We start from the raw sequence: 25521 nt of genomic DNA, 5'->3' as shown, positions 1-25521 counted from the left end.
TACTATCATTGTAGAGGTTCAAAAATGGAATAGGAAAAATCATCTAAAGCTATAAAATTTTTTCTTAACAAGGCTCCTATATGCTTTTGAAAATTATACTGATGATTTCTACAATTAATCAACTTGCTGATGACATCATTGTAAAAATCTATGTTGTTTTGAGATGCAACACTAATCAAAAGGGAGTTTTTGGAGACAGTCTGTTGAGCTTCATCTAACTCCATTTGGAACCTCTCTGTATGAGATAATTCATACATCATTAAAACATAATGAGATAAAGAGTCAGTTGCACAGAATACTATTGAGTTTTTATTAATTTGGAACTCTCCACATCCAAATCCTTGCTCACTGGGTTCATCCTTACAATTGATTAGATAAGGAAGATTGTTAAAATCCACCAATTTTGTAAAGGAGTGTTCAAGGTTATCGTCCTCTTTATTATAGTGGAATATAACACTATCGCCATAACTGATCCATCTGCATAAATTGTTTGTTTTCCATACGACGGCAAGAGTTGCAAACGAACCTTCATCATAAAACTTTTTCAAAACCATTCCTCCTGCAATTTTCGCTTTTTCTTCACAGCCGACGTAAAAGGGTTCCCAAATATGTTCTGTCCATTTATTCAATTCCGAGAAAGACGTAATAGGGGTTTGGGGAAGGTTGTTTAATAAGTATGCCGACCATAAATCCGCATATACACCTCCACCTCCGGCACCGTCTGAAACAGCAATAAGAGATTCTTGCGCTATTGCGCAGTCTTCGTTTGTCTGATTTTGTCCCGGTTTGGCAATGCTTATATGATATGCTTTTTTCATTTTATTTGTTTTGGCTGATATTGGTGGGAGTCCCAATATCCATCAATTGAATCAGTGTTGACATATCTGCATTGATAGACATTGCTACATAACGACTATCATTAGATGGATCGTTACGCATTTCTGCGACTTTTTCTGAATAGCGAGTGGGTAACAAGCTGGATAGTTCGTACATCGTAGTAGCCAAACTGTTTGAAGCGACTTCCAATTTATCTGGCGGACAAAGTATACTCATGGTATTATCCGCGGAAATATGGATATTGAACAGAATTACATTACCATCATTCGTGAACATTGACTTTAGTTCATTCGCTTGTTGCAATACATGATCTTTCGTAGCTCCATTGAATTCCCCATCCGTGATATTAATGATCGTAGGAGGATAACAATCTTTATCGTGGTGGTCTACCATCCAATTTCCCAATAGTTCTTTAGCTTTATCAAACGCATGATGCACACAAGTCCAACTCTTTGTCGCATCTGCCTCTATCCATTGTATCTCTTCAACTTCTACTATCTTTGTTCCTTTACGCGTACGTGTCTCTTTGCGAGTCGTTATCCTTTTATAGGGATGATCTTTAAGCTCCGAAGGAGTCACAAAATCCCTACCTTCAAGTTCTCCTTTCCATCCGCTGTAGGCATTTTCGCCATAACCAATTACCGCTATATCGTAGTAATTACGGGTATCACTTCCTTTAATACAGCGCAAAACCAATTCGTTGAGTTGATGATTGACAATTCGTGATACTGCTTCCGACATAGGCATCTCCTCACCATATAATTGAGTTTTTTTCTGCATAGAAACAGATTGGTCTATCAGGAAGATAAATGCAGTTGGAGTGTTTCGGGTTATCTGTGCAGTATAAGGCAATTTGCTTTGCATTCCTTGTGTCGGAATACTAATACCGAAGTTTGCAATATTTATTATGTATTGTAGAGGGATAAAATTCTTTACCAACACTTCAGCTTGGTAAAACATTTGCTCTTCTTCCGGAAGATCAAAATGCTTATTCATTTTAAGTGCATCAAAATGTATTCTATTGAAGTCGTCTATTTCCCCTCCTACTTTTGCTCCATTTTTAGTTGCGTTTCGGTCAGCATACAGAGTATTTGACCAATAAGCTACTTCAGGGTCAATTTCAAGAATTACCGGATTGGAGATGCGCCCATCGTTCATGGCAACATACATCATGGGGTGCTGTGTTACAAAACTTACTCTTACGAAATGTTGCAAATTGTCTCTAAAATCTAAGCTTCTGGATGACTGGCTTCCTCCCGGTTTCTGTATGTGAATACCTTTTTCTTCACAATCTGCCCATGAATACAAACCTCCATTTTGGATGATAGATTCCAAATTATCACGATCGGTGAAATGATATAGCTTTGTTACGCCTTGTTGTTCAAGGATTTTCTTGTATTCTTTCCAATTTGTTTTCTTTTCCATATCCGATTACTTAATCAAACAGCGAAAGCTGTATTGGGTTATTGTTAGTAAAATGGTCTGTCTTTACATCAACTGAGTTTATTGAAACATCATCATAAGGATATAAGCCTTCTACATAAGCTTTGATAAGAAAAGCATGCGATAACGGTTTCTTAGCATTGTCCACATCACTATTTGTATCATAATCAAGTAATACGATAGTTCTTGTCTGGCTTGCTTCCCGCAATCGCTCAATAATCTTTTTCACTTTATGCTCCAACACCCACCGATAAGTTGGAATATATATTTGTTTTCGTGCTTCAATATAGCCCAATAGCTCCGTGCCGTTTACCCCCTTTCGATGTCCCAATGGTTTTCCGTATTTTCGCGATGTTCGTTTAATATTTTTCATCGTGTCGTTACGGAATAGTTCTGTATCAATATCTGTCGATTCAAACACTTTCAGCCCTTGCCAAATTGATTCAACGCAAGAGGCTTCCCATCCATCACTGAAGGGCACAGGAATGCCACCATGAGGATAGAATGGGCTAAAGCGTACTAATCCATCTTCAGCTTTGCTGGTTACATCAGCAATTATTGCATTCGGGTTTTTTTTTAGAATACTTTCCTGTTTCTTGCGTTTGGATTCTATTATAATCATAATGGCTTAATTAATATATTCACATATACACTGTTGCTTCTCTTCTGTTTCGTTAGTTTTAGTACTATCGTTATGCTCTGATTTATAGCAGTTTTTATATTTTCGCTTAGGGTATATCCCAAGAGTTTTCTTCTTCTTCAGCTTTTAGATCGTAATCATACGCCATATACTCATCTTTCTCTACACCAATACCATTTCTATAACAACGTGCAAGGTTATATAGTGCATCCAGATAATATTGTCCATCAAATTCTGCGATTGAATATCCTTCTCTCTCTGCTTCAGTGTAGCATTGAAATGCCATAAATTCATCTTTATCTACACCAATACCATTTTCATAACAATTTCCAAGTTTGTTTAGTGCTTGTGAATTCCCTTGTTTCGCAACTTTTGCGTACCATTGAAACGCTTTGTGTTCATCTTTTTTCACACCAGAGCCAGACCTATAACAATCTCCAAGAGTAATTTGCGTATCCAAATCCCCTTGTTCCGCTGCTTTTGTGTACCATTGAAACGCTTTGTGTTCGTCTTTTTCTATGCCAAAGCCAGACATATAATAATCTCCAAGAGTAATTTGCGCATTTAAACATCCTTGTTCTGCCGCTTTTGCATACCATTGAAATGCCTTATGTTCATCTTTTTCAACACCCTCGCCAAACATATAACACTCTCCGAGGTAATATTGTGCTTCCGAATATCCTTGCTCTGCCGCCTTTTTGTACCATTGAACCGCCTTATGTCTATCATTTTTGGGACCCAAATAATACCTATAGCAATCTCCAAGATGGTATTGCGCAATCGTATTTCCTTGCTCCGCTGCTTTTGTGTACCATTCGATCGCCTTTTGTGTATCTATCTTTATACCAGTGCCATTTTTATAACAATGTCCAAGATTGCATTGCGCAACTGAATCGCCTTGCTCTGCAGCTTTTCTCCACCATTTAACAGCTTTTTGTTCATCATTTTCAATAGCATGTCCATTTTTATAATAATTCCCGAGTTTCAATTGGGCCTTGAGAAGTCCTTGCTCTGCGGCTTTTGTAAACCATTCTACAGCCTTATGCTCATCTATCTCTACACCGGTACCATTCTCATAACATACCCCAAGATCATATTGTGCGTTCGAATATCCTTGCTCTGCAGATTTTGTATACCATTCTACTGCTTTTTCTTTTTCTTCATCTGTACTTACAGTTATACTAAAGCAGTTAAGCTTATTAAATCCAAGCATATATTGCGCAAGTGAATTTTCTTGCTCTGCAGCTTTCGTAAACCATTCAAGCCAATTATTATTACTATTCTTTACACCACGACCATTTATATAACAAAATCCAAGTAGCATTTGTGCGTTCGAATTTCCTTGTTCCGCAGCTTTTGTGTACCAGACAACTGCCTTTTGCTCATCTTTATCTACACCAATGCCATTCGCATAACAAAGTCCAAGTTGAATTTGTGCAGTTGAATATCCTTGCCCTGCAGCTTTTTTGTACCATTTTATAGCCTCCTGGGGATTACTATCCTCTAACAGTTGTCCTTTACAGTAGCAAAAATCTACTTCACGATTGGCTAATATATCTATAAAGTCATTTTTTTCATTAGTAAAAAATTCCTCATCATAACAATAACACTGACAGAGTCCATGATTGGCATTAATATTGCCCAAACGCAATGCCAATTCGTACCACTTAAGTGCTCTTGAATAATTTTTAGGAGCATAATAACCTTTATAATACAAATCTGCTAATTGAATCATCGCATTCGTGTCAGCCTTCTTCGCACGAGTTAATAAGTTACTCTCTTTCTCAAAATCATAGTGAGAATTATCTGAAAGAAGTGAATAGACTAATTGGGTATCCATTCGCCCAAAGGAAGATACAAGCAGGTAGGCAGATAATAACGGTGAAATTCTTTTGTCGTTCAAAAGCGAATCAAATTGATGCAGAAAAGAACTCGTGTCATCGGATAGTAATTCTTCAAACTCACAAGGTTGTACAGCAATAACCCGCAATAATAGTAAGATCAAGACTGCGGCATAATCATCTATATGTTCATCAAATGTTTCAACTGTTCGTCCTCGATATCTGTATAAGGGACTGCCTAATTCCCGTGCTTTTTGTCCTTTCATAGAGGATACAAACATTCCGTCATAATCCAATAATACGATAGAGCCATCTTCTAGTACTAATATATTATCAGGCTTTAAGTCACCATGAGCAAACGGTTGAGGCAATAACCAACATACAAGTTTTTGAAACTCATCTGCTAATTTTTCTCGTTTATAAGCATTATTAATAATTGATTTTAGGTACTCATCAAGGGAAATTCCGTCAATCCAGTCCATTAATATGATAGAAAATTCGGAGACGTCTGTTTGCTTAGAGTCAACAAACAATTCATTATCATAATACTTCACAGGAATCAGATAGTCAGTTTTCACATTATCAAGAGCTTCTGATATCAACTGGTAAGCTTCAGCACGCCCTTTTTGCTCCTTTGTAAAGCATTTTATTGCGTAGTTCTTTTCCCCGTCAGTCATTTTAAAGACCACTGCAAAGTTGCCGCTACTCATTATCGGGTTTCCGTCTTCATCCTTTACAGGGCGAAGATTGTTCAACTTGTCAAAGTTGTCCTCTGGTGAGCGAATAGCTTCAATATATTCTGAAATTAACGGATAGTTCATCTTGTACTAAATGGTTGAATATAAGAATTTATATAGAAATAGAGCTCTGTATAAAACATAAGCATCAAAACGCGACGATATTTTAAGATGTTCATACAGCAACAGATTTTCTTTTCCTTTTTACAAAGTTACAAAAGAATTTATTAGTATGTCGCTTTGACTGTTTTAATGTAGTAAAGGTTGCTTCAATTTTTCCGCGTTGTCTATCTGTGTATTATCAAAATCAATATAGAAGCAGATGACATAGTCTTTTCCTGCAACAAGGGAGCTACCTATCTTTGTGATCACAACCAAATGAAAACCTTAGTAAAGTGGAGAAATTCGCATAAATAAAAAGCAGTTTTTTCTAAACTCCCAATCCCACAAAAACAGCTGTGTGCAAATTGTGTGCAAACGCAAAGCAAAAAGCACCTACAGATTCTTCTGTAAGTGCTTTATTTTTAGGCGGTGGTCCCACTTGGGCTTGAACCAAGGACTCCCTGATTATGAGTCAGGTGCTCTAACCAACTGAGCTATAGGACCGGATCAGAAGGTTTTTCTGAAATCGGGTGCAATATTACGACTTTAATTCGGTTTCTGCAAGTGTTCGGGGGAAAAGTTGAGGGCATAAGGATGTCGGAAACAGGATGCGTCTTGGGCTAATCAGGCTGGTTTGCTTCTGTATTTGGCTTTTATTATCTTTGCCTTCAGTTTTAAGAATCTGAATATGCAAAGGATATTGTCTATACCGCTTTCTGTCGTTTATTACTTTCTCTTTTTCTGTACGTTGCTTATTTTTCATCCGATCCAATGGATTTGCCTGAAGGGGTTCGGGTATCAGGCGCATAAGAAGAGTGTGGATCTATTGAATTTCTTCCTGGTGGCGAATACGTATGTGTTGGGAACGCGGTATAGGATTGAAAACTTAGAGCTTCTGCCCGAAGGGGTGCCGGTGATTATCGCGGCAAATCATCAGAGTATGTATGATATTATTACGATGGGCTGGTTTATGCGCAAGGTGCATCCCAAGTATGTGAGTAAGATTGAACTGGCCAAGGGACTGCCGAGTATCTCTTATAATCTGAATCACGGGGGATCGGTGGTGATCAAACGGGATGAACCGAAGCAGGCGCTAACGGCTATCGCGGGGCTGGGAAAATATATTGAGCAGCATAAGCGAGCAGCGGTGATATTCCCGGAGGGGACACGCAGCCGGACCGGCAAACCTCTGCCTTTCGCGGAGAACGGATTGAAGATCCTCTGTAAGTATGCGCCTTCGGCTTGGATGGTTCCGGTGACGATCAATCATTCGTGGAAGATGACGCGCTGGGGTTCGTTCCCGTTAGGATTGGGGAATAAACTGGTGTTTACCATTCATCCCCCGTTTCCTATTCGGGATATGTCTTTTCCGGAAGTGTTTGAAAGGACGGAAAAAGCCGTCGTGGAGCGTATCGTTCAATAGCGATTAGATATACCCCTCTTCGAAATTATACACAAAAACAATGACGCCGTCGAAGGCGCTTTTCTTGCTGTCTTTGATTTCCATCGTAGCCTTCATCTCCGCTTTGGCGATGCCTCGCAGATTGACGATAGACTGCAGGCTGACTTTCAGGCGAACCTCACTGCCGACAATTACCGGTTGGTTGAATTTTAATTTTTCAATCCCGTAGTTAATCAGTGATTTCACATTATTAACCTGTGCGATTTGCCCCCAGAGATGCGGCAGGACCGAGAGTGTCAGGTAACCGTGTGCGATCGTATTATGAAACGGGCTTTCCACTTTCGCTTTTTCCACATCAACATGGATCCATTGATGGTCAAGTGTTGCATCTGCAAACTGATTGATTTGCTCCTGCGTGATGGTCAGGTATTCCGAAACACCGAGTTCTTTCCCTACGTATTGCTCAAATTCTTTGAAACTGTTTATAGCTACCATATTATTTTCTCCTTTTAGATCTTTTGAGGAGACAAAAATACCTCAAATTCTTTATCGGAACTTCTCTATGGTAGTTTACTTGTATAATTTTAACGTATCTCCTACAAAGAAGGCTTTACTTGCTGTATGCTTCCGTCTTCGTTGAATTCCATCTTGTCGATACATACTTCGCGGTATATCCCGGGGTAGGGCATTCGCATGCCGTTCGGGCGGGAGATCCGGTGATAGACGATGTACCATTCATCGGTTCCGGGCACCTGCAATACAGAGTTATGGCCGGCGCCATAGATCTCGTTCGCATCGTCGCGCATGATAACGATATTATTCTCAGGGATGGTCAATGGCCCGAGCGGTGATTGGGCTGTGGCATAACGTACCTTGTAATTCGGGCTGCCGGTATCGTCTTCCGACCAAAGGAAGTAGTAGGTGCCCTTGCGATAGAACACATACACCGCCTCACGGAAAGTACGGTCGGGTGTCATCACCTTGATCGTGTTCTTTTTGATCGACACCATGTCTTTGTTCAGCTCCGCCCCGGCCATATAGCCATTGCCCCAATAGAGGTAGTGCTTTTTGCTTTTCGGATCGAAGAACACATCCGGATCGATCTGCTGCCCGCCTTTTATCCCTTCGGGACGGAAGTCGATCAATGGATTTCCCGAGTCAACAAACGGGCCGGCCGGATCATCGGCTACCGCTACGCCGATCTTTTTCTCCCCTCCGTCTTGTCCGCCACTGAAATAGTAGTAATACTTGTATTTGTCTTTCCCCACTTTCTTTTCAACGATACACGGTGCCCAGGCGTTACCGTTTGCCCACGTAACATCGGTCCGCAGGTTCAGGATAACACCTTCATCCGTCCAGTCTTTCAGGTTGTCCGACGAGAACGTTTTGAAGTAGTATCCACCCCAGCCTTGGAAGCCGTCGCTTGTCGGATACAGATGGTATTTGCCTGTCTTCTCGGAATAGAGGATCTCCGGATCGGCAAAATAGCCGGTCAATACGGGGTTTTTCGCTTCCGGTATATTCATGCCTTCCGGCATTCCCCATTTGTCGGTGGCGGCTTTCAGTTCGTTGCGCGTGATCGGGATGATGGTACCGTGGCGCGGATGGAAGTCCATACTGATCTCATTATCGATCACCTTGAAGTTATCTAAATCGACACTCTCGCAGAATTGGTATTTCCCTTTCCCGTAGACATCATACATCAGGATGTATTTATCCTGGTTGATTAATTTGAACAGGCACGACCCTTCCACCGCGTCGCGAGTCTGTTGCTTATAGCCCGGTTGCTCAATCCAGCATCCGGAAGTCAGGTTGTCGGTCATCGTGTGTTTGATGCCGTTGCCATGTCCTTCGGTCTTGTAAAACATGTGGAATATACCGTTCTTATACACAATATCTCCGTCGATACAAGACTTCCCGTTTTTGGGGAAGAATAATTGTTTCGGTTCTCCCTCCAGATCCGTGAAGTCCTCGTTGGCATAGGCATAATAAATAATATCCGCTCCGCTATCATGCTGCATGGAGAAGTAGATCATATACTTTCCGGCCTGCGGATCGAAGATGGTTTGTGGAGCCCATACCCTTTTCAGTTCTTCCTGTCCGGAATACTTCTTTTGTATATTGATTTTCGAAGAAGTCCAGTCGACTAGGTTATTCGATTTCAGTAAAACTATGCCCCGGTTGGAGTCCCAGCCCTTGGAGGAGGTCATATCGGTAACAACCATATAGAAGGTCTTCCCGTCTTCCGCGCGCAGGATATGCGGATCGCGCACGCCTCCGGTCTCACTGATCTCTTTCGAAGGGATAACCGGTTGGCCGTTGTTCAGTGCCCGATAGGTATAGCCATCGGAACTGATTGCCAAACAGATTTGCTCTTGTTCTACTTTATTGCCGTTGAAATAAGCGAAAAGATAAGCCACGCAGTCTTTCTCTGCCACGTTGGAGGCGAAATCCTGTGCCCCGGCAGGGGAGGCAAACGATAAAAGAACGAACGATAGGATAAAGGATACAGCTCTCATAGGTATTATTTATTTGTGTGTTTTTTCCAGAAAGCGCACATACTCGCTGGTTGCCAGCAGGAAGGCGCCCACGCCGAAATTGGCCGTTGTCTCAGGACCGACATTATTATGCTGGTCGGCCCGCTCACCGATCGGTTGCACATAACCCACAAGCCCGGAGGGCTGAAGGGCTGTCTCTAACAGATATTTCAATCCGTTACGCATTGTTTCTCCGTAGGCCGACTGTTCCAATAAGCCGTTGTTTACTCCCCAAAGGTAACCATAAATAATAAACGCCGTACCACTGGTCTCATATCCGGGTGCCTGTTCTTTGTCCAGAATGCTCCGGCTCCAGAACCCCTCTTCCTGTTGGGAGGCTTTCAGCGCTTCTGCCATATTGCGGTAAACGGTGATGTATTCGTCCCGGTAGCGGTTCTCTTTGGGCAGGTCGGCCAGCACTTTCGCCAGCGCGGCAAAGACCCAGCCATTGCCTCTGGCCCAGAAGTCTTTCCGGTTATTGCGTGTCTGGTGCTTGGGATAGATATATTTCGCGTCGCGATAGAACAGGCCACTTGTATTGTCGTACATCAGATCACGCGCATAGCTGAAATAGACATAGAGTTTCTCCAGATACTCTTCCTGCTGTGTGATCTTATACAGTTTGGTCATGACCGGCATCACCATATAGAGTCCATCGGCCCACCACCAATAATCATTGCGTGAAGTGCTCATCTGGTATTCCATCACCTCTTTGGCCCGCGCGATCTTATGCTGCGCCGGATCCAATAGGTATAAGTCGGCATACGTCTGGAAACAAGTCTGCCAATCGCCAAAAAGCACGTATTCATCGGACTCGCCATAGCTGTATTTCCAGTTCTTCTTATCTTCCGACTTCGCCCCTTTCCACTCGTTCTTTTCCGCCCATCGTTCGGAATATTCCCGGTAGCTTGCTTCGCCGGTCAGCAAATACGCTTCCATATTGCCGGTATGGTACGCCGCGTTTTCCCAGAAAGCCCAGCCGGGTTCCGGATGAGCTGTCTGCCAGTGGTTGTTTACTTTATGGATAATCCGCAATACCTCCTCCTTATCGGTTGTCTGCGCCTGCAATGTGAATGAACAGGCGAGCAGGCTCAGGCAGAGCAGTCTTTTTTGAAATGTTTTCATCTATTCGCGTGTTTTAATGTATTCCCCAAGTGCGACAAAAGAGGGGGGAGTTCTCACCCCGCCCTCTTTCTAAACAATCGTCTTGCCTTAAGGCTAATCTATACTAATTATTTACAAAGAATCAATAACCCGTGTTTTGCTCCAGATTGGCATCTTTATTCAGCTGGATCTCTGTCAGAGGGATCGGCAGCAAAACGTTGAAGTCCTGGAAGCCGGTGATAACCTTATTGTTCGGGGCATAAGGCTCCACATCGCCATTGAGCGCGATACGTTCCTTTAAGGTATTCGTGCGCACCAACGTCATGCGGCGGTTCTCTTCGGCGATCAACTCACGTACGCGTTCGTCCAGGATAAAGTGAATATCGATATCGGCGGCCGACACCTTGCCCAGGTTCGCGTTTCCTGTTTCCGCGCGGGACTGTTTGAATGCCCGGTCGCGAAGCGCGTTGATATCATCGGCAGCCCCCTGGTTGTTTCCTTGGCGGAAACGGGCTTCGGCACGCAATAGGTAGGTCTCACCCAGACGCATCAATGGCCAGTCTTTCACAATCGCATACCCGAAGTCGTCGGTCGGATCGTAGCCGCCCCATTTGGTTGGATGCGGATAGTTCACGGCCAGTGAGTCGGCCTCCGCCGGGATCACCGGATCGCCCGTCTTAACGGTTACATTCCGTACGCCCGCGTCCTTGGCTACCCGGAAACCTTTAGCGTCGACACCAAATGTTTCTTCATATCCCGGACGGTTGTAATACAACTGACGGCGAATATTATAGTTGGAGTTACGGATATCTCCTTCGGCAAACAGCCCGTATTTCACAAAGTTACTGATACGCAAGCGGCCGTTACCCCGTCCACCGATAGAGTCGGCATTCTGCATGCCGGCATATTTATGGAAAGCAGGTACCCAGTTACGGCGTTGCTGCGGGTTGTCGATCGTACCGCCGTTGACATCGCGGTTATACTCCAGCTGGAACGTCCAGATCGTTTCCGTATTCCCCTGTGAGCGACGTTGGTTACCCCAACGGAACATATCCGCGTAATAGTCGCCCCCTTCGCCGGTGAATTTACCGTAACGCTCCTGGATCAGCTTGTAGTTTCCTTCCGTAATCACCGGCGTAACAGCCTCTTCGGCTTTCTTGAAATAAGACGCGTCACGCATCCCCATGCGCAGATAAGCTTCACCGGCCATCTGGCGTGCCATATCTTTATTGATACGGCTTTCGGTTTTTGCCTGTCCGACGGCCGGCAGGTTCGCGATCGCGAATGTCAGGTCGCTATCGATCAAGGCATCTACCTTGGCCACCTCATCCCGCACGTAGTCGGTACGGGGCACGGTGGTCGATTCGGCGATCAGAGGCACATCGCCCCATAGTATCACCAGCATATTATACGCATAGGCACGGAAGAACATCGCTTCCCCTTTAGCCGCCTGGTCGCCGTTATCACCCACGGAAGCAATGATCAGGTTCGCGCTGTTGATGATCTCGTAGAGTCTTTCCCAAAGATGGCTCACGCCGGCATTCTCCGCGTTCAATTCCTGATAACGGTAGAAAGGCACCTCTACCCCTTGCGTATCACCGGGGGCACCCACATCGGTCCCTACCTGCCAGCATCCGGGAAAACCCTGCTGTCCCGACATCCCCCAGGTAGCGGCATATTGACGGTGCAGACCGATTAATTTCGCGTTGATATCTTCTACTTCCGGACCGTATTTGGAATACATCTTCTCATCCAGGAAGCTGTCGCTGCACGATGTGCCCAACACCAGGGCGGAGGCAGCTAAAACCGTTAAACCTATATTTCTTAGTTTCATTGTTCTTGTTTTTTTAGAATGTTACATTAAGACCAAACACAAAGGTTTTAGTCATTGGATAGTTACTGCTGTCGTAAACTGTTTCACCGCGTGTGCCGTCCCATGAGCTATGCCCGCGTGAGAGTTGGCGTGCTTCCGGATCCCAACCGATCCAGTCGGTGAAGGTAAAGAGGTTACGTCCGCTGACATACATCTGCAACGCGTCGATACCGATCTTGCTGACAATCGTACGCGGCAGGTTATAGCTCAACGTAATGTCTTTGATACGGGTAAAGCTGGCATCGCTGGGGAAGCCGTATCCATGTTTGTTGGAGTTCTTACGCAGGGAGCGCCATTCGTTACTTTGGTTCTCCGGTGTCCAGTAACCGATCTCGGTCGTGGAATTGCGGCGTCCCATCTCATCGCCGGCGATACTGATCAGGGTATTGTTTTTCTTCAATCCCTGTACCGTCTGGATGAATACGCTCAGCGAGAAATCTTTGTAAGTGAACGTATTGGTCAACCCACCGATCCACTTCGGCGCGGTCTGTCCGAGGATCTTCCGGTCGTCGTCGTTGATCTTGCCGTCGCCATTCTGGTCTTTCAATTTGATGTCGCCGGCTTCGGCAATCGGATCCCAATTCTCGTGCATTCCGGCGGCGATTTCATCTTCCTGCCAGATACCCACTTTCTCATAATCGTAGATCACACCGATCGGATGGCCGATAAACCAACGGTTACCCAAATCGTCTTTGCCGTCGCCATAGAGGTCTTTGATCTCATTCTCATTCCAGGAGAAGACCAATGTGCTGTTCCAGCTGAAGTCTTTGGTTGTGATATTGCGGGAGTTCAAGGTGATCTCAAGCCCTCTATTGGCTGTTTCCCCCATATTGGAGTACACACTGTTGTAACCGGACACCTTGGGCAGGTTGCGTTTCAGCAGTAAGTCGTTGGTGGTCGACGTATAGAAGTCGATATTCCCCGACAGGCGGTTGTTCCACAAGCCAAAGTCGAGACCGACATTAAACGATTTCGTTGTCTCCCATGTTAGGTCGCTATTCCCCATCAGGTCGTTGGGCCATAAAGCAGCCGAGCTACCACCGTTCATGGTCAACATGCCGGTGTCCATCTTTACCAATGACTGATAAACGCCGATCGCCTCATTCCCTGCCTTACCATAGGAGAGACGCAGTTTCAGGGTATTCAGCCAATCATTGGATTTCTCCATAAAGCTTTCACGGGCGATGTTCCAGCCCAAAGCAACCGACGGGAATACCCCGTATTTATTGTTTGCTCCGAAGACTGAAGAACCGTCGCGACGTACGGTGAAGGTGAACAGATAGCGGCTGTCGTAGGAATAATTGATACGCCCCATCTGCGATATAGTGGTGTAAAGGTCGGTATAAGAGCTCACTTTGTGCGTTTCGGCGCTACCCATATTGTGCCATTGCAGGTCGTCGTTGATAAACTTCTCCGCTTCGGCTGTCGAGCTCTGGTATTTCTTACGTGACGAAGCGTAGAGCGCGGTCAGGTCGATATGGTGCATGCCAAAGTCGCGGGCATAGGAAAGGATATTCTCCACCGTATAGCTCTGTGTCTCATCGTTGAAGATCTTCGCGTATCCGCTGTTTTTGTTTACCGACTTGCCTTCGTACGTATTGCTGCGTTTGGGCATATAAGCGAAACCTCCGTTGAACTTATAACGCAGTCCTTCGAGCGGTTTCCAGATATTTCCGAAGTTCACCTCTGCATATCCGTTTATATTCATATTGTATTGCCGACGTTCCGGATTGGTTGTCGTCCACATCAAGGGGTTGGTGAACAGGGTCTCACTGTACATCGGGTTGATGCAATAGCTGCCATCTTCTTCATACATACGGGCATACGGGCTCATCGCTTCCGCCATCAGGAAGTTCACCCGGCCACCGTCCCGGTTGTGGGCTACGATATACGTGTTGGTCCCCACCGTCAGGTAATCCGTTACGTTCAGGTCCAGGTTCGTACGTACGGAATACCGTTTGTAGTTGAACCCTTTCAACAACCCTTTCTGGTCCATATAGTCGGCCGATACGTAATACTTCACATTCTCGGCGCCACCGGCCACGCTGACGTTATGGTTTTGGATGATACCCGTTTGAGAAGCGGCGTCGATCCAGTCGTTCTCGATCCCGTTCTGGTAGTTCGCCGATTCGTATTCATTCTTTACATGACCGTCGAACAGGGTCTCACCCGGGTTCTGCGCCACATAATCCGCATACCGTTGCAGGATCTGCTTGCCATCGCCAAACTTCAACTTATTGGTAAAGTCTTCGATCCCGACATAACCGTTGTAGCGGATCGTCGGTTTGCTGGAAGTACCCCGTTTGGTCGTGATCAGGATAACCCCGTTGGCCCCGTTCGTCCCGTAGATAGCCGTTGCCGAAGCATCTTTGAGGATCTCCATCGACTCGATATCGTTCGGATTGATGTCGTTCAAGGTACCTCCCGACTTACTGATGGGGATACCGTCGACCACCACATACGGGCCGGAAGAGGCATTGATCGAGTTACGTCCGCGCACCAAAGCATCGGGCGCGTCGCCCGGAATACCCGATGTCTGCGTGATGGTCACCCCGGCAGCAGCGCCCTGAACGGCTTGCAATACGTTGGTTACCGGCAGTTTCGATAAACGCTCTTTCGCGACCGAAGTAACCGAACCGGTCACGTCGGATTTCTTCTGCACCCCGTAACCGACAACGACCACTTCGTCGAGTGTCTGCGTGTCTTCCTGTAACACAATATTAAGCTGTGTTTGATTTTCAATCCGGATCTCCTGACTCAGGTATCCGATATAAGAGATTTGAAGCGTGGCACCAACCGGTACCTGCAGCGAAAATTCACCGTCATAGTTTGTGATTGTTCCGTTCGTCGTACCTTTCACCGACACATTGGCACCGATCACCGGTTCGCCCGTCTGGTCCGTAATGACTCCGGTGAGCTGTCTGGCTTGTTGTTGGACGACCATACGACGCGCGTCTGTCACATCTGTGTCTATCGCATATCCATACGACAATGGATAAGAAGCGAATAGTGCAATAGCAAAGAAAAAGTTTCGTGCTTTCATGCTTGTTTATTAAAGTTAGACAAAGTATTAAATTCTGGGGAGCAAATAAATGGCATAAACGACACTTATAGGTTTAATTCCGGTTCAAAAAAGGAGAAAAGCGGGGATATGACACGTCTATACCCCTCTTTTGAATAATGATTCGACTCTTATGGGGCGAGGGACTCCGGTTGAAGGCTTAGAGAAGGATGGGAGCTTCCCGGAAAAGGCCGCCGGAGTTTTATAAAAGGCCGGCAGGGTTTCCCAAAAGGCCGCCGGAGTTTTATAAAAGGCCGCCGGCCTTTTAACGACCTGAAAGAGACATTCCCAAATCGTTTCAGCCCCCCCTTTTTTCAACTACCGGTACTTTGCACGCAAACTACTAATATTTTGTCGACAAACTACCGGTATTTTGTTCGCAAACTACCGGTAGTTTGCGAACAAAACATTGGTGTTTAATTTGCAAGGGGATTACGCGTTTGAATCCCTGCGGGATACCGCCTCCGGCACGAAGCGTTCCATATATTCGCTGGGTTGCATGCCGAACTCTTTTTTGAAGCAGACGCTGAAGTATTTGGGGTCGTTGAAGCCGACGGCATAGGCGAGTTCGGAGATGCGCAGATGTTTCTTCTCTTCCATGATGCGGCAGGCGGCTTTCATGCGGATATTGCGGATGAAAGCGGAGGTGTTGAGGCCTGTGAGTGACTTGATCTTCCGGTAGAGCGTGGACTTGCTCGTGCCCATCTCCTGCTGGAACAGATGTTGATCGAAGGACGCGTCGTCGAGGTGGAGATGCACCAGGTCGATCGCCCGTTGCAGGAATTCTTCGTCGACCGTGGTGTAGTTCAGTTCATTGGCTTCGAAGACCAGCTGTTTCTTGAAATCGCGGTTGTTGCGTTCTTTCGCTTTCAACAGGTTGTTGATGCGGGCATGCAGGATACTCAGGTTGAACGGTTTGTTCAGGAAACCATCGGCTCCCGATTCGTAGGCCTCCACCCGGTCTTCTTCCCGGTTTTTGGCAGTCAATAGGATAACCGGTATATGGCTGATCTCCAGCTTGCTCTTTACCTGCTTGCAGAAGTCGATGCCATCCATTTCGGGCATCATAATATCGGAGACGACCAGGTCGATCTCTTCCTTTTCCATCATTTCCAAGCCCTCTTTCCCGGTCTGCGCGGTGAAGATATGGTATTCGACGCTCAAGAGCCTGACCATCAACCGCAACAGATCCTCGTTGTCTTCGATCAACAGTAACGCGTATTTCTTCTCCGCGGTAGGAGCGATGGGCGAAACCGTATCTCCCGGTTCCTCCTCCGCGGCATACGAATAGGTATCGATCTGTTGATCTTCATCGATCTCCTCCGCCTGGTAGTGGTCTCTATGGACCGGGAGGGTGACAATAAACGCCGTGCCTTCGCCCAGAGCGCTCTCAACCACGATCTCGCCGTGATGCAAAACAACCAGGTCGCGCGTCAAGGAGAGCCCGATGCCTGTGCCGATCGTATTGAACTTCCGGTAATCGCCTTCGTAGAAACGTTTGAACAGGTTTTTAGTCTCTTCCGGCGACATGCCCTTGCCGTTGTCTCTGACCGAAAGCACCACCTCGCCGGACGCTTCACGGTAGGCGAGCGAGATCCCGACATTCGAACCGGGCGTATTGTATTTCGCGGCGTTCGACAACAGATTGTAAAGGATCTTATCCCATTTGTCCGGATCGAAATAGACCGGTGGCATTGGATCGTTCTCGAACCGGAAAGTCATCTGCTTCTTTTTAATCAACGGCTGGAAACTCTCGATACTGTTGCGGACGAATTGCACCAGGTCGCCTTGTGATACCTTCAAGCGCAGGTTGCCGCTCTCCGCCTTGCGGAATTCAAGGATCTGCTGCAATAGGCGGATCAACCGGTTGATATGGGCGGTCATTACCTTATACTGTTCATTCAGGGCAGGACTCAACAACTTCACCTCATCCACCGACGCGGAGAGAATGGTCAGCGGTGTGAGAAGCTCGTGGGTGATATTGGTAAAGAACATCAGTTTCGAATGGTTGATCTCATCGCGCTTGGCCTGTTCCATCTCCGCCAGGTGAAGCGCCTGGGTCAGTTTCAGGCGGTAACGGATAAAACGGTAAATGGCATAGAGAAGCAATAATACGATACAGGTGTACAACAGATAAGCCCATCCGGTCTTCCAGGGAGGCGGCAGGATCTCCACGCGGATTGTCCGGATGTGTTCCTCGTCCCAGATGCCGTTGCGGTTGGTCGCTTTCAGCTGGAACGTGTACTCTCCCGGTTCCAGGTTGTTGTAGTAGGCAAACCGCCGGGAAGCATCCGTATATTGCCAGCCCGGATCGAACCCTTCCAGCCGATAAGCATATTTGATCTGCGCCGGAGCGGCATAACCCAGGGCGGCAAACTCGATATTGAAATTGTTCCGTTTGTACGACAGCCGGATCTGCTCGGTGAAATCCGGGGCATGCGGAGAGATTTCCTGTCGCGCTTGGGCAGGCAGCTGATCCCAGGGTTGATTGTATATCTTTATATCGGTCACCCGGACGGGAGGGAAGGCCTCATCGCCCGACATCCGGTCGGGGAAGAAGAAATTGTATCCGTGGTGCCCACCGAAGAACATCTCACCGTTAATGTCGGTAAAAGCGGAATTGCGGTTGAACTCATTGTCCTGCAGCCCGTCGGAAAGGGTGTACAGATGGTGTGTCGCCTCTTCAATCCTGTCGGGGACAGCCAAACGGATCAAGCCGGCGTTCGAAGCCAGCCACAGATTCCCTTTGGTATCCTGCTGGATACTCATAATCGCATCGCCGGGAAGAGATAATGCCTGGTGGACCGGACGGAAGCCATCCGCCTCGGTGTCATACAAGCTCAGGCCGCCGCCTTCCGCCCCTGCCCAGAGGCGTTGCTGTTTGTCGATAAACAGGCAGGAGACCGTGACACTGTTCAGGTTATTCTTCTCCGGGATATATTTCTTAAACTGCAGTTCATCCGCTTTTGCCGGGTCGCCGGTGATGCGGATGATGCCGCCATTGCTGGTCGCTGCCCATATATTTCCCTGCCGGTCTTCCTGCATCGCCACGATAGAGAGGTTGAAAAGCAGGGTGGATTCGGCGTACAGATTACTTAGGTTGATGCCTTCCCCGTCGGCTTTCAATATGCTGATCCCGTTGCGGGTACCAAACCAGGTGTTGCCCTTCGAATCTTCCAGGATAGAGAAGATACACTGGTTGTTGACCCAAGGACAGGCATCGCGGTTCAACAGCCGGGCGCGTTTCCCGCGGGGAGCCGTCTCGTCGTATTCCACAATGCCCCAGTCGTAGGTGCCGATCCAGATCTTGCCCGTCGTGGGCGATTGCACAATGGTATTGACCGTAGGGATACGCCCGATAAAACCGAACTCCTCAGATTCCATATTATAGACGTACTTCCCGGTGATGCGGTTATAGATCAGGAACCCCAGGTTGCCGAGCCCCAGCCATATCAATCCGTTCTTGGCCACCAATACACTGCGGATAGAGGGGTTGTGTACAAACTCATGGGAGAAATCGCTTAATGTATTGATCCCGAAATCATAGTTCTCCGTAACGACATAGTTCACCCCGCCGCCCAGGGTGGCGATCCACATCAGTCCCTGCCTATCCCTCAACAGGAATTGCACTACATTATAAGATATCGCGCTCGCCGAGTTGTCGGGAACATAATTGCGGAATCGGCCCGTTGCCTCATCTTCCAGAATGCTCAAACCGTTGCGGGTGCCCACCCATATCATGCCCGTGTTCAGGTCTTCCGAGATGGAGAATACATACCGATCGGCTAAGCTTTGCGGATTATCCTTGGCGTAGGTGTACGACCGGATGTCGAGCTTTTCCGGTTCGTACGGATTCTGGATGCAGTACAAACCGTTATCCCAGGTGCCTACCCAGATGCGTTGCCGGCTGTCTTCAAATACCGCTTGCGAGGAATTCTCCTTGCTCAGCTGGGGATACGTATAAAGCTGATCAGTGGCGGGGTCATAGCGATGCAATCCCTCCGCCCAGGTGCCGAACCATATATTCCCCCGCGAATCTTCCATCAGTTCTTTGATAGAAGCCCTAACCAACCGGTCGGGTAGGAAAGGCGTACAGGTGTTTGTCGCCGGATCGTATTGCTCGACACCGCCTTCGGTAGCGATCAACATACCTCCCGATCGCGGGAAAAGGATACGGGTGATCAGGCTTTCGCGCAACGATTCGTTCACGATCTTTCGCATCGTGCCCGTGCGTTTATCCAATACATTCAATCCATTGGACGTGCCGATCCAGAGTTGTTTGTCCGCGTCTTCCGTCAGGCTGTAGACATTGTTGTTGTTGAGTAAACCGGGAGTATAGAGATTGGACTTGAAGGTGCGGATCGAATAGCCGTCGTACTGGCAAAGCCCTCCCCGGGTGGCCAGCCAGATAAACCCGTCGCTGTCCTGGAAGATCGAGTTCACCTCGTTGGTCGGCAAGCCGTCCTGGATGGACAGCTGTTCGAAGGTATATGAAAGCGACTGCCCTGCCGATAGCTTAAAGCTTATCAGGCAAAGAACCGCCAGCGTATTCCATAATAGTTTGCGCACACACATAGAAACCGTTTTACCTCTCAATCGTTGGATTCAGACGCAAATATACGGATTAAATGGGATTCTCCGGCCTGTAAGTGTTCAATATACATTAAGGATATGCTGCAGAACATGCGGCATAAGTTTTCGCGGAGCTGACATTCTATTGCAACGCCTGCTTCAGATCCGCCAGGAGATCCTCGATATGCTCCGTTCCGATAGAAAGGCGGACGGTTGCCGATGCAATTGACAGCTTGGGCTCGTTGACCAGTACTTTTGTGATGGCGGAGATCAAACAGGGTTACGGGATATCGATATAAGCCAGTATTGCTCTCGTATTTCAAACAAAAAACTCTACGGCAAGGTAATAAAGATCAGGCAAATATAGTTCTTTTAGTCGTATGTTTAAGATCATTGAAGAAATAATTCTTTAATTAAACTTAATCGATACATTTACACCGTTTAAAACATCTAAACTAAACGACACGAAAATGAAGCCAAGATTGAAAATCAGGGACTTGACCCTCCGCGACGGTCAACAGTCCGCTTTCGCGACACGCATGACTCAACAACAGATTGATCGGGTGTTGCCTTTTTATCAAAATGCCGGTTTTTACGCAATGGAAGTCTGGGGCGGAGCTGTTCCGGACTCAGTCATGCGGTATCTGCATGAGAACCCATGGGATCGACTGGAAAAAATAAAAGCAGCCGTAGGGGAGAGTTCCAAACTGACCGCTTTATCCCGCGGGCGAAATCTCTTTGGTTACAATCCCTATCCCGACAGTGTAATCGACGGATTTTGCCGGGAAGCGATAGACTCCGGTCTGGGTATCATGCGTATTTTCGATGCGCTGAATGATATCAACAACATCAAATCGACCATTAAGTCGGTCAAGAAATACGGAGGCATTGCCGATTGCGCCGTCTGCTACACCATTGACCCGCATTTCTCCACAACAGAACGGTTGAAAGCCCAGCTGAAAGGGAAGAAGCTTCCCCATAAGATCTTCACCGACGACTATTTCCTTACGAAAGCGAAACAGATGGAGGCATTAGGCGCCGATATGATCACGATCAAAGATATGAGCGGATTGATTCCCCCGAGTCGCGTTGCCGCCTTGATCCGGCTTTTCAAGAAAAACCTGTCGATACCTATTGATTTTCACACCCATTGCACACCCGGATATGGTTTAGCCTCCGTTCTTTCCGCAATCGTAAACGGGGTTGATATAATTGATACCAATATCTGGTATTTCGCTGGTGGTCCGGCAGCCCCTCCAATTGAACTGATCTACGTTTTCTGTCAGAAATTAGGCATTGACCTCGATCTGGATATGGAGGCGATAGAAAAGATAAACGGGGAGTTACTCTATATCCGGAAAGAGCTGGAAGCGTATGATGTCATCAAACAATACCCCAACAAGTTCTCCCCATTGAGGGATCAGCTACCCGAAGCCGTTGATAAATTATTCGATACGGCCATCAAAGCCGCCCAACAAAACAACGAAGAGGTGTTGATCCAGGCTTGCCACGGCATTGAAGCTCATTTTGGATTTCCCAAACCCGACGAATTGGTGAAGAAAGCCGAAATACCCGGCGGGATGTACACCAATATGGTCGCCCAGCTCAAGCAATTGAAAAGTGAATTCATCCTGCAACGTGCAATGGAATTGATCCCGCGTGTCCGGCTGGATGCAGGCCTGCCTCCCTTGGTCACGCCGACCAGCCAGATTGTCGGCGTACAAGCAGTGAACTGCGCGCTCGATGAGAAAAACGGGAAACCCCAATACACGAATGTATCCAACCAGTTCCGGAACCTGGTCAAAGGCGAATACGGCGAAACACCCGTGCCCGTCGATCCGGAATTCCGGTTTAAGATTGCCGGTGTACGGGAAGAAACCCCTTACGACACCTCCGCATACGAGATGCAACCCAATCCGCTATTGGCTGATTGCGGCAATACTCCATTGGCAGAAAATAATAAGGAACAATTGTTACTGGAATTATTCCCGACCGTAGCAAAAGATTATCTGATGAAGTTCAAAAAGGAACAGTATCAGAAGATTCATGCTAAAGAAACAGGGATAAACGGGCACGACAACCTGCCGGATACGGATAAAAAGCAGGCGGAAAAGATCACCGGACAGATCATTGCCGCCCCAATGCCGGGACGTATATTTCAGTTATTGGTAAAACCCGGGGATACACTTGCCAGCGGAGAGAATGTTTTAATTCTTGAAGCGATGAAGATGGAGAACAATATCTCTTCACCCTACTCCGGCAAAGTGAAGCAAATACTGGTCAATATCGGCGATTTCGTTCCGGAGGGAACGCCCATGCTGGAAGTTGAATAAATCAAAAAAGGCTATAGATAAACAAAATCTATAGCCTTTTAAAAAACATTTGTATGCCATGTCCTTATCATCGGAGTCGTATTTTCTTATTTATATGCTTTCAACTTCTCTTGTAATTCTTTACGGGCAAAGAAAATACGGCTCTTAATCGTGCCCAAAGGCAGAGCCAGCTGATCCGCAATCTCCTGATATTTATAGCCGCTCAAATAGAGAGAGAAGGGTATGCGTAATTCACCATCCAGATTTTCAATAGCCTGATTGATCTCTCCCAGTTGGTAAGACCCTTCCGGACTATCAAAACCGGATTCGCTCATCATCTCCAAATTGTACAAATCCGCATTTTGATCTATAATCGTTTGCGTACGTACCACTTTATGGTAGTTATTGATAAAAATATTACGCATAACCGTCAACACCCACCCTTTGAAATTGATGTTGTCAACATACTTGTCCTGATTGCCGAGAACCTTAAGAGTCGTATCCTGCAATAAGTCCTGTGCATCATCCCTGTTCGCCGTCAACGTCAGGGCAAAGTTCATCATGTTCTCCTGTAAACCTAATAGGTTTTTTTGAAATTTAAGTGCATTCATTTTATATATATATTTTAATTTATTCCATTTAAGATTATGTATCTTTCTTTTTAAGCACATAACAAATGTATTTATTAATTTCGTAATTAACATTTTAATAAGTATAAAATTTATTAAAATAAAAATATAACGACTTTATTTGCACTTATTCAACAAATGAATAGTTTTTACAACACCTTTTAATCGAGCATTTCACTTTTTACAACATTTCGATCACTTATTACAAGTTTTCCCCCGCGGATATTCAACAGATAGCCTCATTTCAATCCCCCAATTCATTTTCGATCGTCTCACTCCATTCGCCATTTTCATCCAGAATGATTGTAAATTCATCATCCGAATGAGAAGAGTTGTATAATCTCCCGGTATACCGCAAGATCTTATTCACAACCGGTTGTATATTCTCAACCGTACGCTCACGCAGAATGTCATCGGTCGTATTTATCGCTTTCAGATGGGCGGTTAAAGACACACCCTCTTCCGGCACAAACGTAAAGAAGGCATGGGTGACATCCGTACTGCCGATATATTCGGTCAGCGAATAAGTGAAAAGAGGCTCCTGCTCTTCCGGGGCCAGACCGTGGCCGGTCGATAAATTCAAGAGGCAAGGATGTTTGTCCAGCCGGATACTAAACTCTTTTGCATCGTCGGGTACGATATCCGTCGAGACAAATTCAATCTTACTGACTACACGGTAGAGCGTGATCGTTTCTTCATGTATATCCCCCGGCTCTACTTCCAGGAAGAAAGCATGATGAAATGTATCCGTCACCCGGTCGAACGCCAGCGCATTTCCCTGGAGCGACACCGAAGAAGAGTTGTGGGCAATCACCACAAATTCATACGCTCCACGGGGCAATTCATCCGACAGCACTCCGAAATCCAAGTCCTCCCGGGTATAGGTAAGATTCCGGTAGGGCGTTGTTTCACCATCTTTGAATACAATATATTCAATCTGGCAACAAAGGTCTTCGAGCGTTTTGGGATCTTCGCCACGCACCACAGCAATAGGTTCCGGGATATTCAAGGGCGGGATACCACGGGTTTCCGGAAAGGAGTACACTTCTTCTTTCAGCAACAAGGAGAACTTCACGGGGAAAACCTCTTCCTCCGGATCAACAAATCGCGGATCAACCGGATCGGGAGAGGAGTTACAACTAAGGAGAGCCAGAGTGCTCATCCAAACCAAATAGCTTTTTACTTTCATAGCATTGGTATTTGAGTTAAACCTAAAAATATCACCTTAAAGAAAATACTTTTTTTGGAATTTAAAAAATATTAAGCAAGAAAAAGTGAGGCGCAAATGTATTTTTTTTAGCTTTGTAAAGCGGCTTCTGAAGCTAGCTTTTGAATATCAAAGCATACATATATCTAATACCTAAAAATAAAAATTATGGCACGTCCTGTTACCTTGTATTCCCTCCAGTGGGGTGATTTATCATTAGAAACTGTCTGTGTAAAAGCTAAAGAATTCGGTTACGACGGTATTGAAATCGGCCTTCCCGACCATCTGGATGTACGGCAAACCGATCCAGCCTATTACCAGGGCATCAAAGATCTGTTGGCTCAACACGGTATGCAATTACACACCATCTCGACCCACCTCATCGGTCAGGCCGTATGCGACCCGATCGACGCCCGCCACAAAGGCATCCTTCCCGCGTATATCTGGGGCGACGGTGATCCGGAAGGCGTTCGCTCCCGCGCCACCGAAGAGTTGATCCGCACAGCCAAAGCCGCTAAAGCCTTGGGTGTAAAGACGGTTGTCGGCTTCACCGGTAGCCCGATCTGGCACCTGCTTTACTCGTTCCCTCCTTTTGTCAACCAAATGATCGACGAAGGTTATGTGGAATTTGCCCGTCGCTTTACGCCGATCCTCGATGAGTTCCAGAAACTGGGTATCCGCTTTGCCCTCGAGGTGCATCCGACGGAGATCGCTTTCGACACATTCTCGGCCCGCCGGGCATTGGAAGCGGTAAACAATCATCCGGCGTTCGGATTCAACTACGACCCGAGCCACCTGGGTTATCAGGGTGTCGACTATGTTGATTTCATTTATCAGTTCCCCGACCGCATTTTCCATGTGCACATGAAAGACGTTTGGTGGAGCGATACGCCCCGTCAAGTCGGTGTATTCGGCGGCCATGTGCCGTTCGGCGATCCGCGTCGGTATTGGAACTTCCGCAGCGTCGGCCGTGGAAAGATCAATTTCGAAGAGATTATCCGCGCCCTGAACTCCATCGGTTATCAAGGCCCGCTCTCCGTGGAATGGGAAGACAGCGCCATGGATCGCGAACACGGTGCCCGGGAATCCTGCGCATTCACCAAACGCATCGATTTCCAGCCTTCCGCGCATGCCTTCGACGCGTTCTTCGCGAAAGAATAAAGAATAACTACTCAGCGTGATTTTTTTTGTAGCCGGGCATGGTCGACAATCCGTCGATCATGC

Annotated in this window: 15 protein-coding genes, 1 tRNA gene and 1 pseudogene; 3 read left to right on the top strand and 14 right to left on the bottom strand. The window is 46.6% G+C overall.

The window, feature by feature from the left end:
- Positions 1-5: 5 nt before the first annotated feature.
- From M2133_RS04105 to M2133_RS04085, 5 genes are all read right to left on the bottom strand, one after another.
- Entirely contained in the window at positions 6-818 is an 813-nt protein-coding gene (locus tag M2133_RS04105; protein WP_277464697.1) for a hypothetical protein, read from the bottom strand.
- 1 nt (position 819) lies between these two features.
- The gene (locus tag M2133_RS04100) at positions 820-2262 is read right to left on the bottom strand and encodes a DarT ssDNA thymidine ADP-ribosyltransferase family protein (protein WP_277464696.1); all 1443 of its coding nucleotides are present in this window, start codon (positions 2260-2262) and stop codon (positions 820-822) included.
- 10 nt (positions 2263-2272) lie between these two features.
- The gene (locus tag M2133_RS04095; protein ID WP_277464695.1) at positions 2273-2902 is read right to left on the bottom strand and encodes a hypothetical protein; all 630 of its coding nucleotides are present in this window, start codon (positions 2900-2902) and stop codon (positions 2273-2275) included.
- 106 nt (positions 2903-3008) lie between these two features.
- Positions 3009-5582, bottom strand: coding sequence for an AarF/UbiB family protein (locus M2133_RS04090; protein ID WP_277464693.1), 2574 nt, complete (start codon positions 5580-5582; stop codon positions 3009-3011).
- A 448-nt stretch (positions 5583-6030) separates the two neighbouring features.
- A tRNA-Ile gene (locus tag M2133_RS04085) sits at positions 6031-6104 on the bottom strand.
- 184 nt (positions 6105-6288) lie between these two features.
- Between M2133_RS04085 and M2133_RS04080 the strand changes: the two genes are divergently transcribed.
- On the top strand, positions 6289-7023 hold the full coding sequence (locus M2133_RS04080) for a lysophospholipid acyltransferase family protein (protein ID WP_277464692.1): 735 nt from the start codon (positions 6289-6291) through the stop codon (positions 7021-7023).
- A 3-nt stretch (positions 7024-7026) separates the two neighbouring features.
- On the opposite strand, the gene M2133_RS04075 is transcribed toward M2133_RS04080, so the two are convergent.
- The 7 genes and pseudogenes from M2133_RS04075 to M2133_RS04045 form a co-directional block, all read right to left on the bottom strand.
- The gene (locus M2133_RS04075) at positions 7027-7497 is read right to left on the bottom strand and encodes a MaoC family dehydratase (RefSeq protein ID WP_277464691.1); all 471 of its coding nucleotides are present in this window, start codon (positions 7495-7497) and stop codon (positions 7027-7029) included.
- Positions 7498-7598: 101 nt separating this feature from the next.
- Positions 7599-9521: a family 43 glycosylhydrolase gene (locus M2133_RS04070; RefSeq protein WP_277464690.1), complete on the bottom strand. Its 1923-nt coding sequence runs from the start codon at positions 9519-9521 to the stop codon at positions 7599-7601.
- Between the two features lie 9 nt (positions 9522-9530).
- Positions 9531-10664 carry a glycoside hydrolase family 88 protein gene (locus M2133_RS04065; RefSeq protein ID WP_277464688.1) on the bottom strand — a complete coding sequence of 378 codons (1134 nt, stop codon included), beginning with the start codon at positions 10662-10664 and terminating at the stop codon, positions 9531-9533.
- Positions 10665-10785: 121 nt separating this feature from the next.
- The gene (locus M2133_RS04060; RefSeq protein WP_277464687.1) at positions 10786-12477 is read right to left on the bottom strand and encodes a RagB/SusD family nutrient uptake outer membrane protein; all 1692 of its coding nucleotides are present in this window, start codon (positions 12475-12477) and stop codon (positions 10786-10788) included.
- 13 nt (positions 12478-12490) lie between these two features.
- On the bottom strand, positions 12491-15460 hold the full coding sequence (locus M2133_RS04055) for a TonB-dependent receptor (protein WP_346843228.1): 2970 nt from the start codon (positions 15458-15460) through the stop codon (positions 12491-12493).
- Between the two features lie 549 nt (positions 15461-16009).
- Positions 16010-20146, bottom strand: a complete 4137-nt coding sequence (locus M2133_RS04050; RefSeq protein ID WP_277464685.1) for a hybrid sensor histidine kinase/response regulator transcription factor — start codon at positions 20144-20146, stop codon at positions 16010-16012.
- 145 nt (positions 20147-20291) lie between these two features.
- Positions 20292-20396 (bottom strand): annotated as a pseudogene (locus tag M2133_RS04045) (PLP-dependent transferase); the annotation flags it as partial.
- Between the two features lie 223 nt (positions 20397-20619).
- On the opposite strand from M2133_RS04045, the gene M2133_RS04040 reads away from it, so the two are divergent.
- The gene (locus M2133_RS04040; protein WP_277464684.1) at positions 20620-22482 is read left to right on the top strand and encodes a biotin/lipoyl-containing protein; all 1863 of its coding nucleotides are present in this window, start codon (positions 20620-20622) and stop codon (positions 22480-22482) included.
- Positions 22483-22568: 86 nt separating this feature from the next.
- Here the strand turns inward: M2133_RS04040 and M2133_RS04035 are convergent, their stop codons facing one another.
- Both M2133_RS04035 and M2133_RS04030 read right to left on the bottom strand, forming a co-directional pair.
- The gene (locus tag M2133_RS04035) at positions 22569-23072 is read right to left on the bottom strand and encodes an RNA polymerase sigma factor (protein WP_277464683.1); all 504 of its coding nucleotides are present in this window, start codon (positions 23070-23072) and stop codon (positions 22569-22571) included.
- 262 nt (positions 23073-23334) lie between these two features.
- Positions 23335-24279 carry a hypothetical protein gene (locus M2133_RS04030; RefSeq protein ID WP_277464682.1) on the bottom strand — a complete coding sequence of 315 codons (945 nt, stop codon included), beginning with the start codon at positions 24277-24279 and terminating at the stop codon, positions 23335-23337.
- A gap of 186 nt (positions 24280-24465) precedes the next feature.
- Here M2133_RS04030 and M2133_RS04025 point away from each other — a divergent pair, with 186 nt between their 5' ends.
- Positions 24466-25458, top strand: coding sequence for a sugar phosphate isomerase/epimerase family protein (locus M2133_RS04025; protein ID WP_277464681.1), 993 nt, complete (start codon positions 24466-24468; stop codon positions 25456-25458).
- The last annotated feature ends 63 nt before the right edge of the window (positions 25459-25521 follow it).

Source organism: Parabacteroides sp. PF5-6 (assembly GCF_029504695.1).
Classification (GTDB): Bacteria; Bacteroidota; Bacteroidia; order Bacteroidales; family Tannerellaceae; genus QVMG01.
Note: the sequence above shows the minus strand (reverse complement) of the source record. Positions and strands in the feature narration are given on the sequence as shown.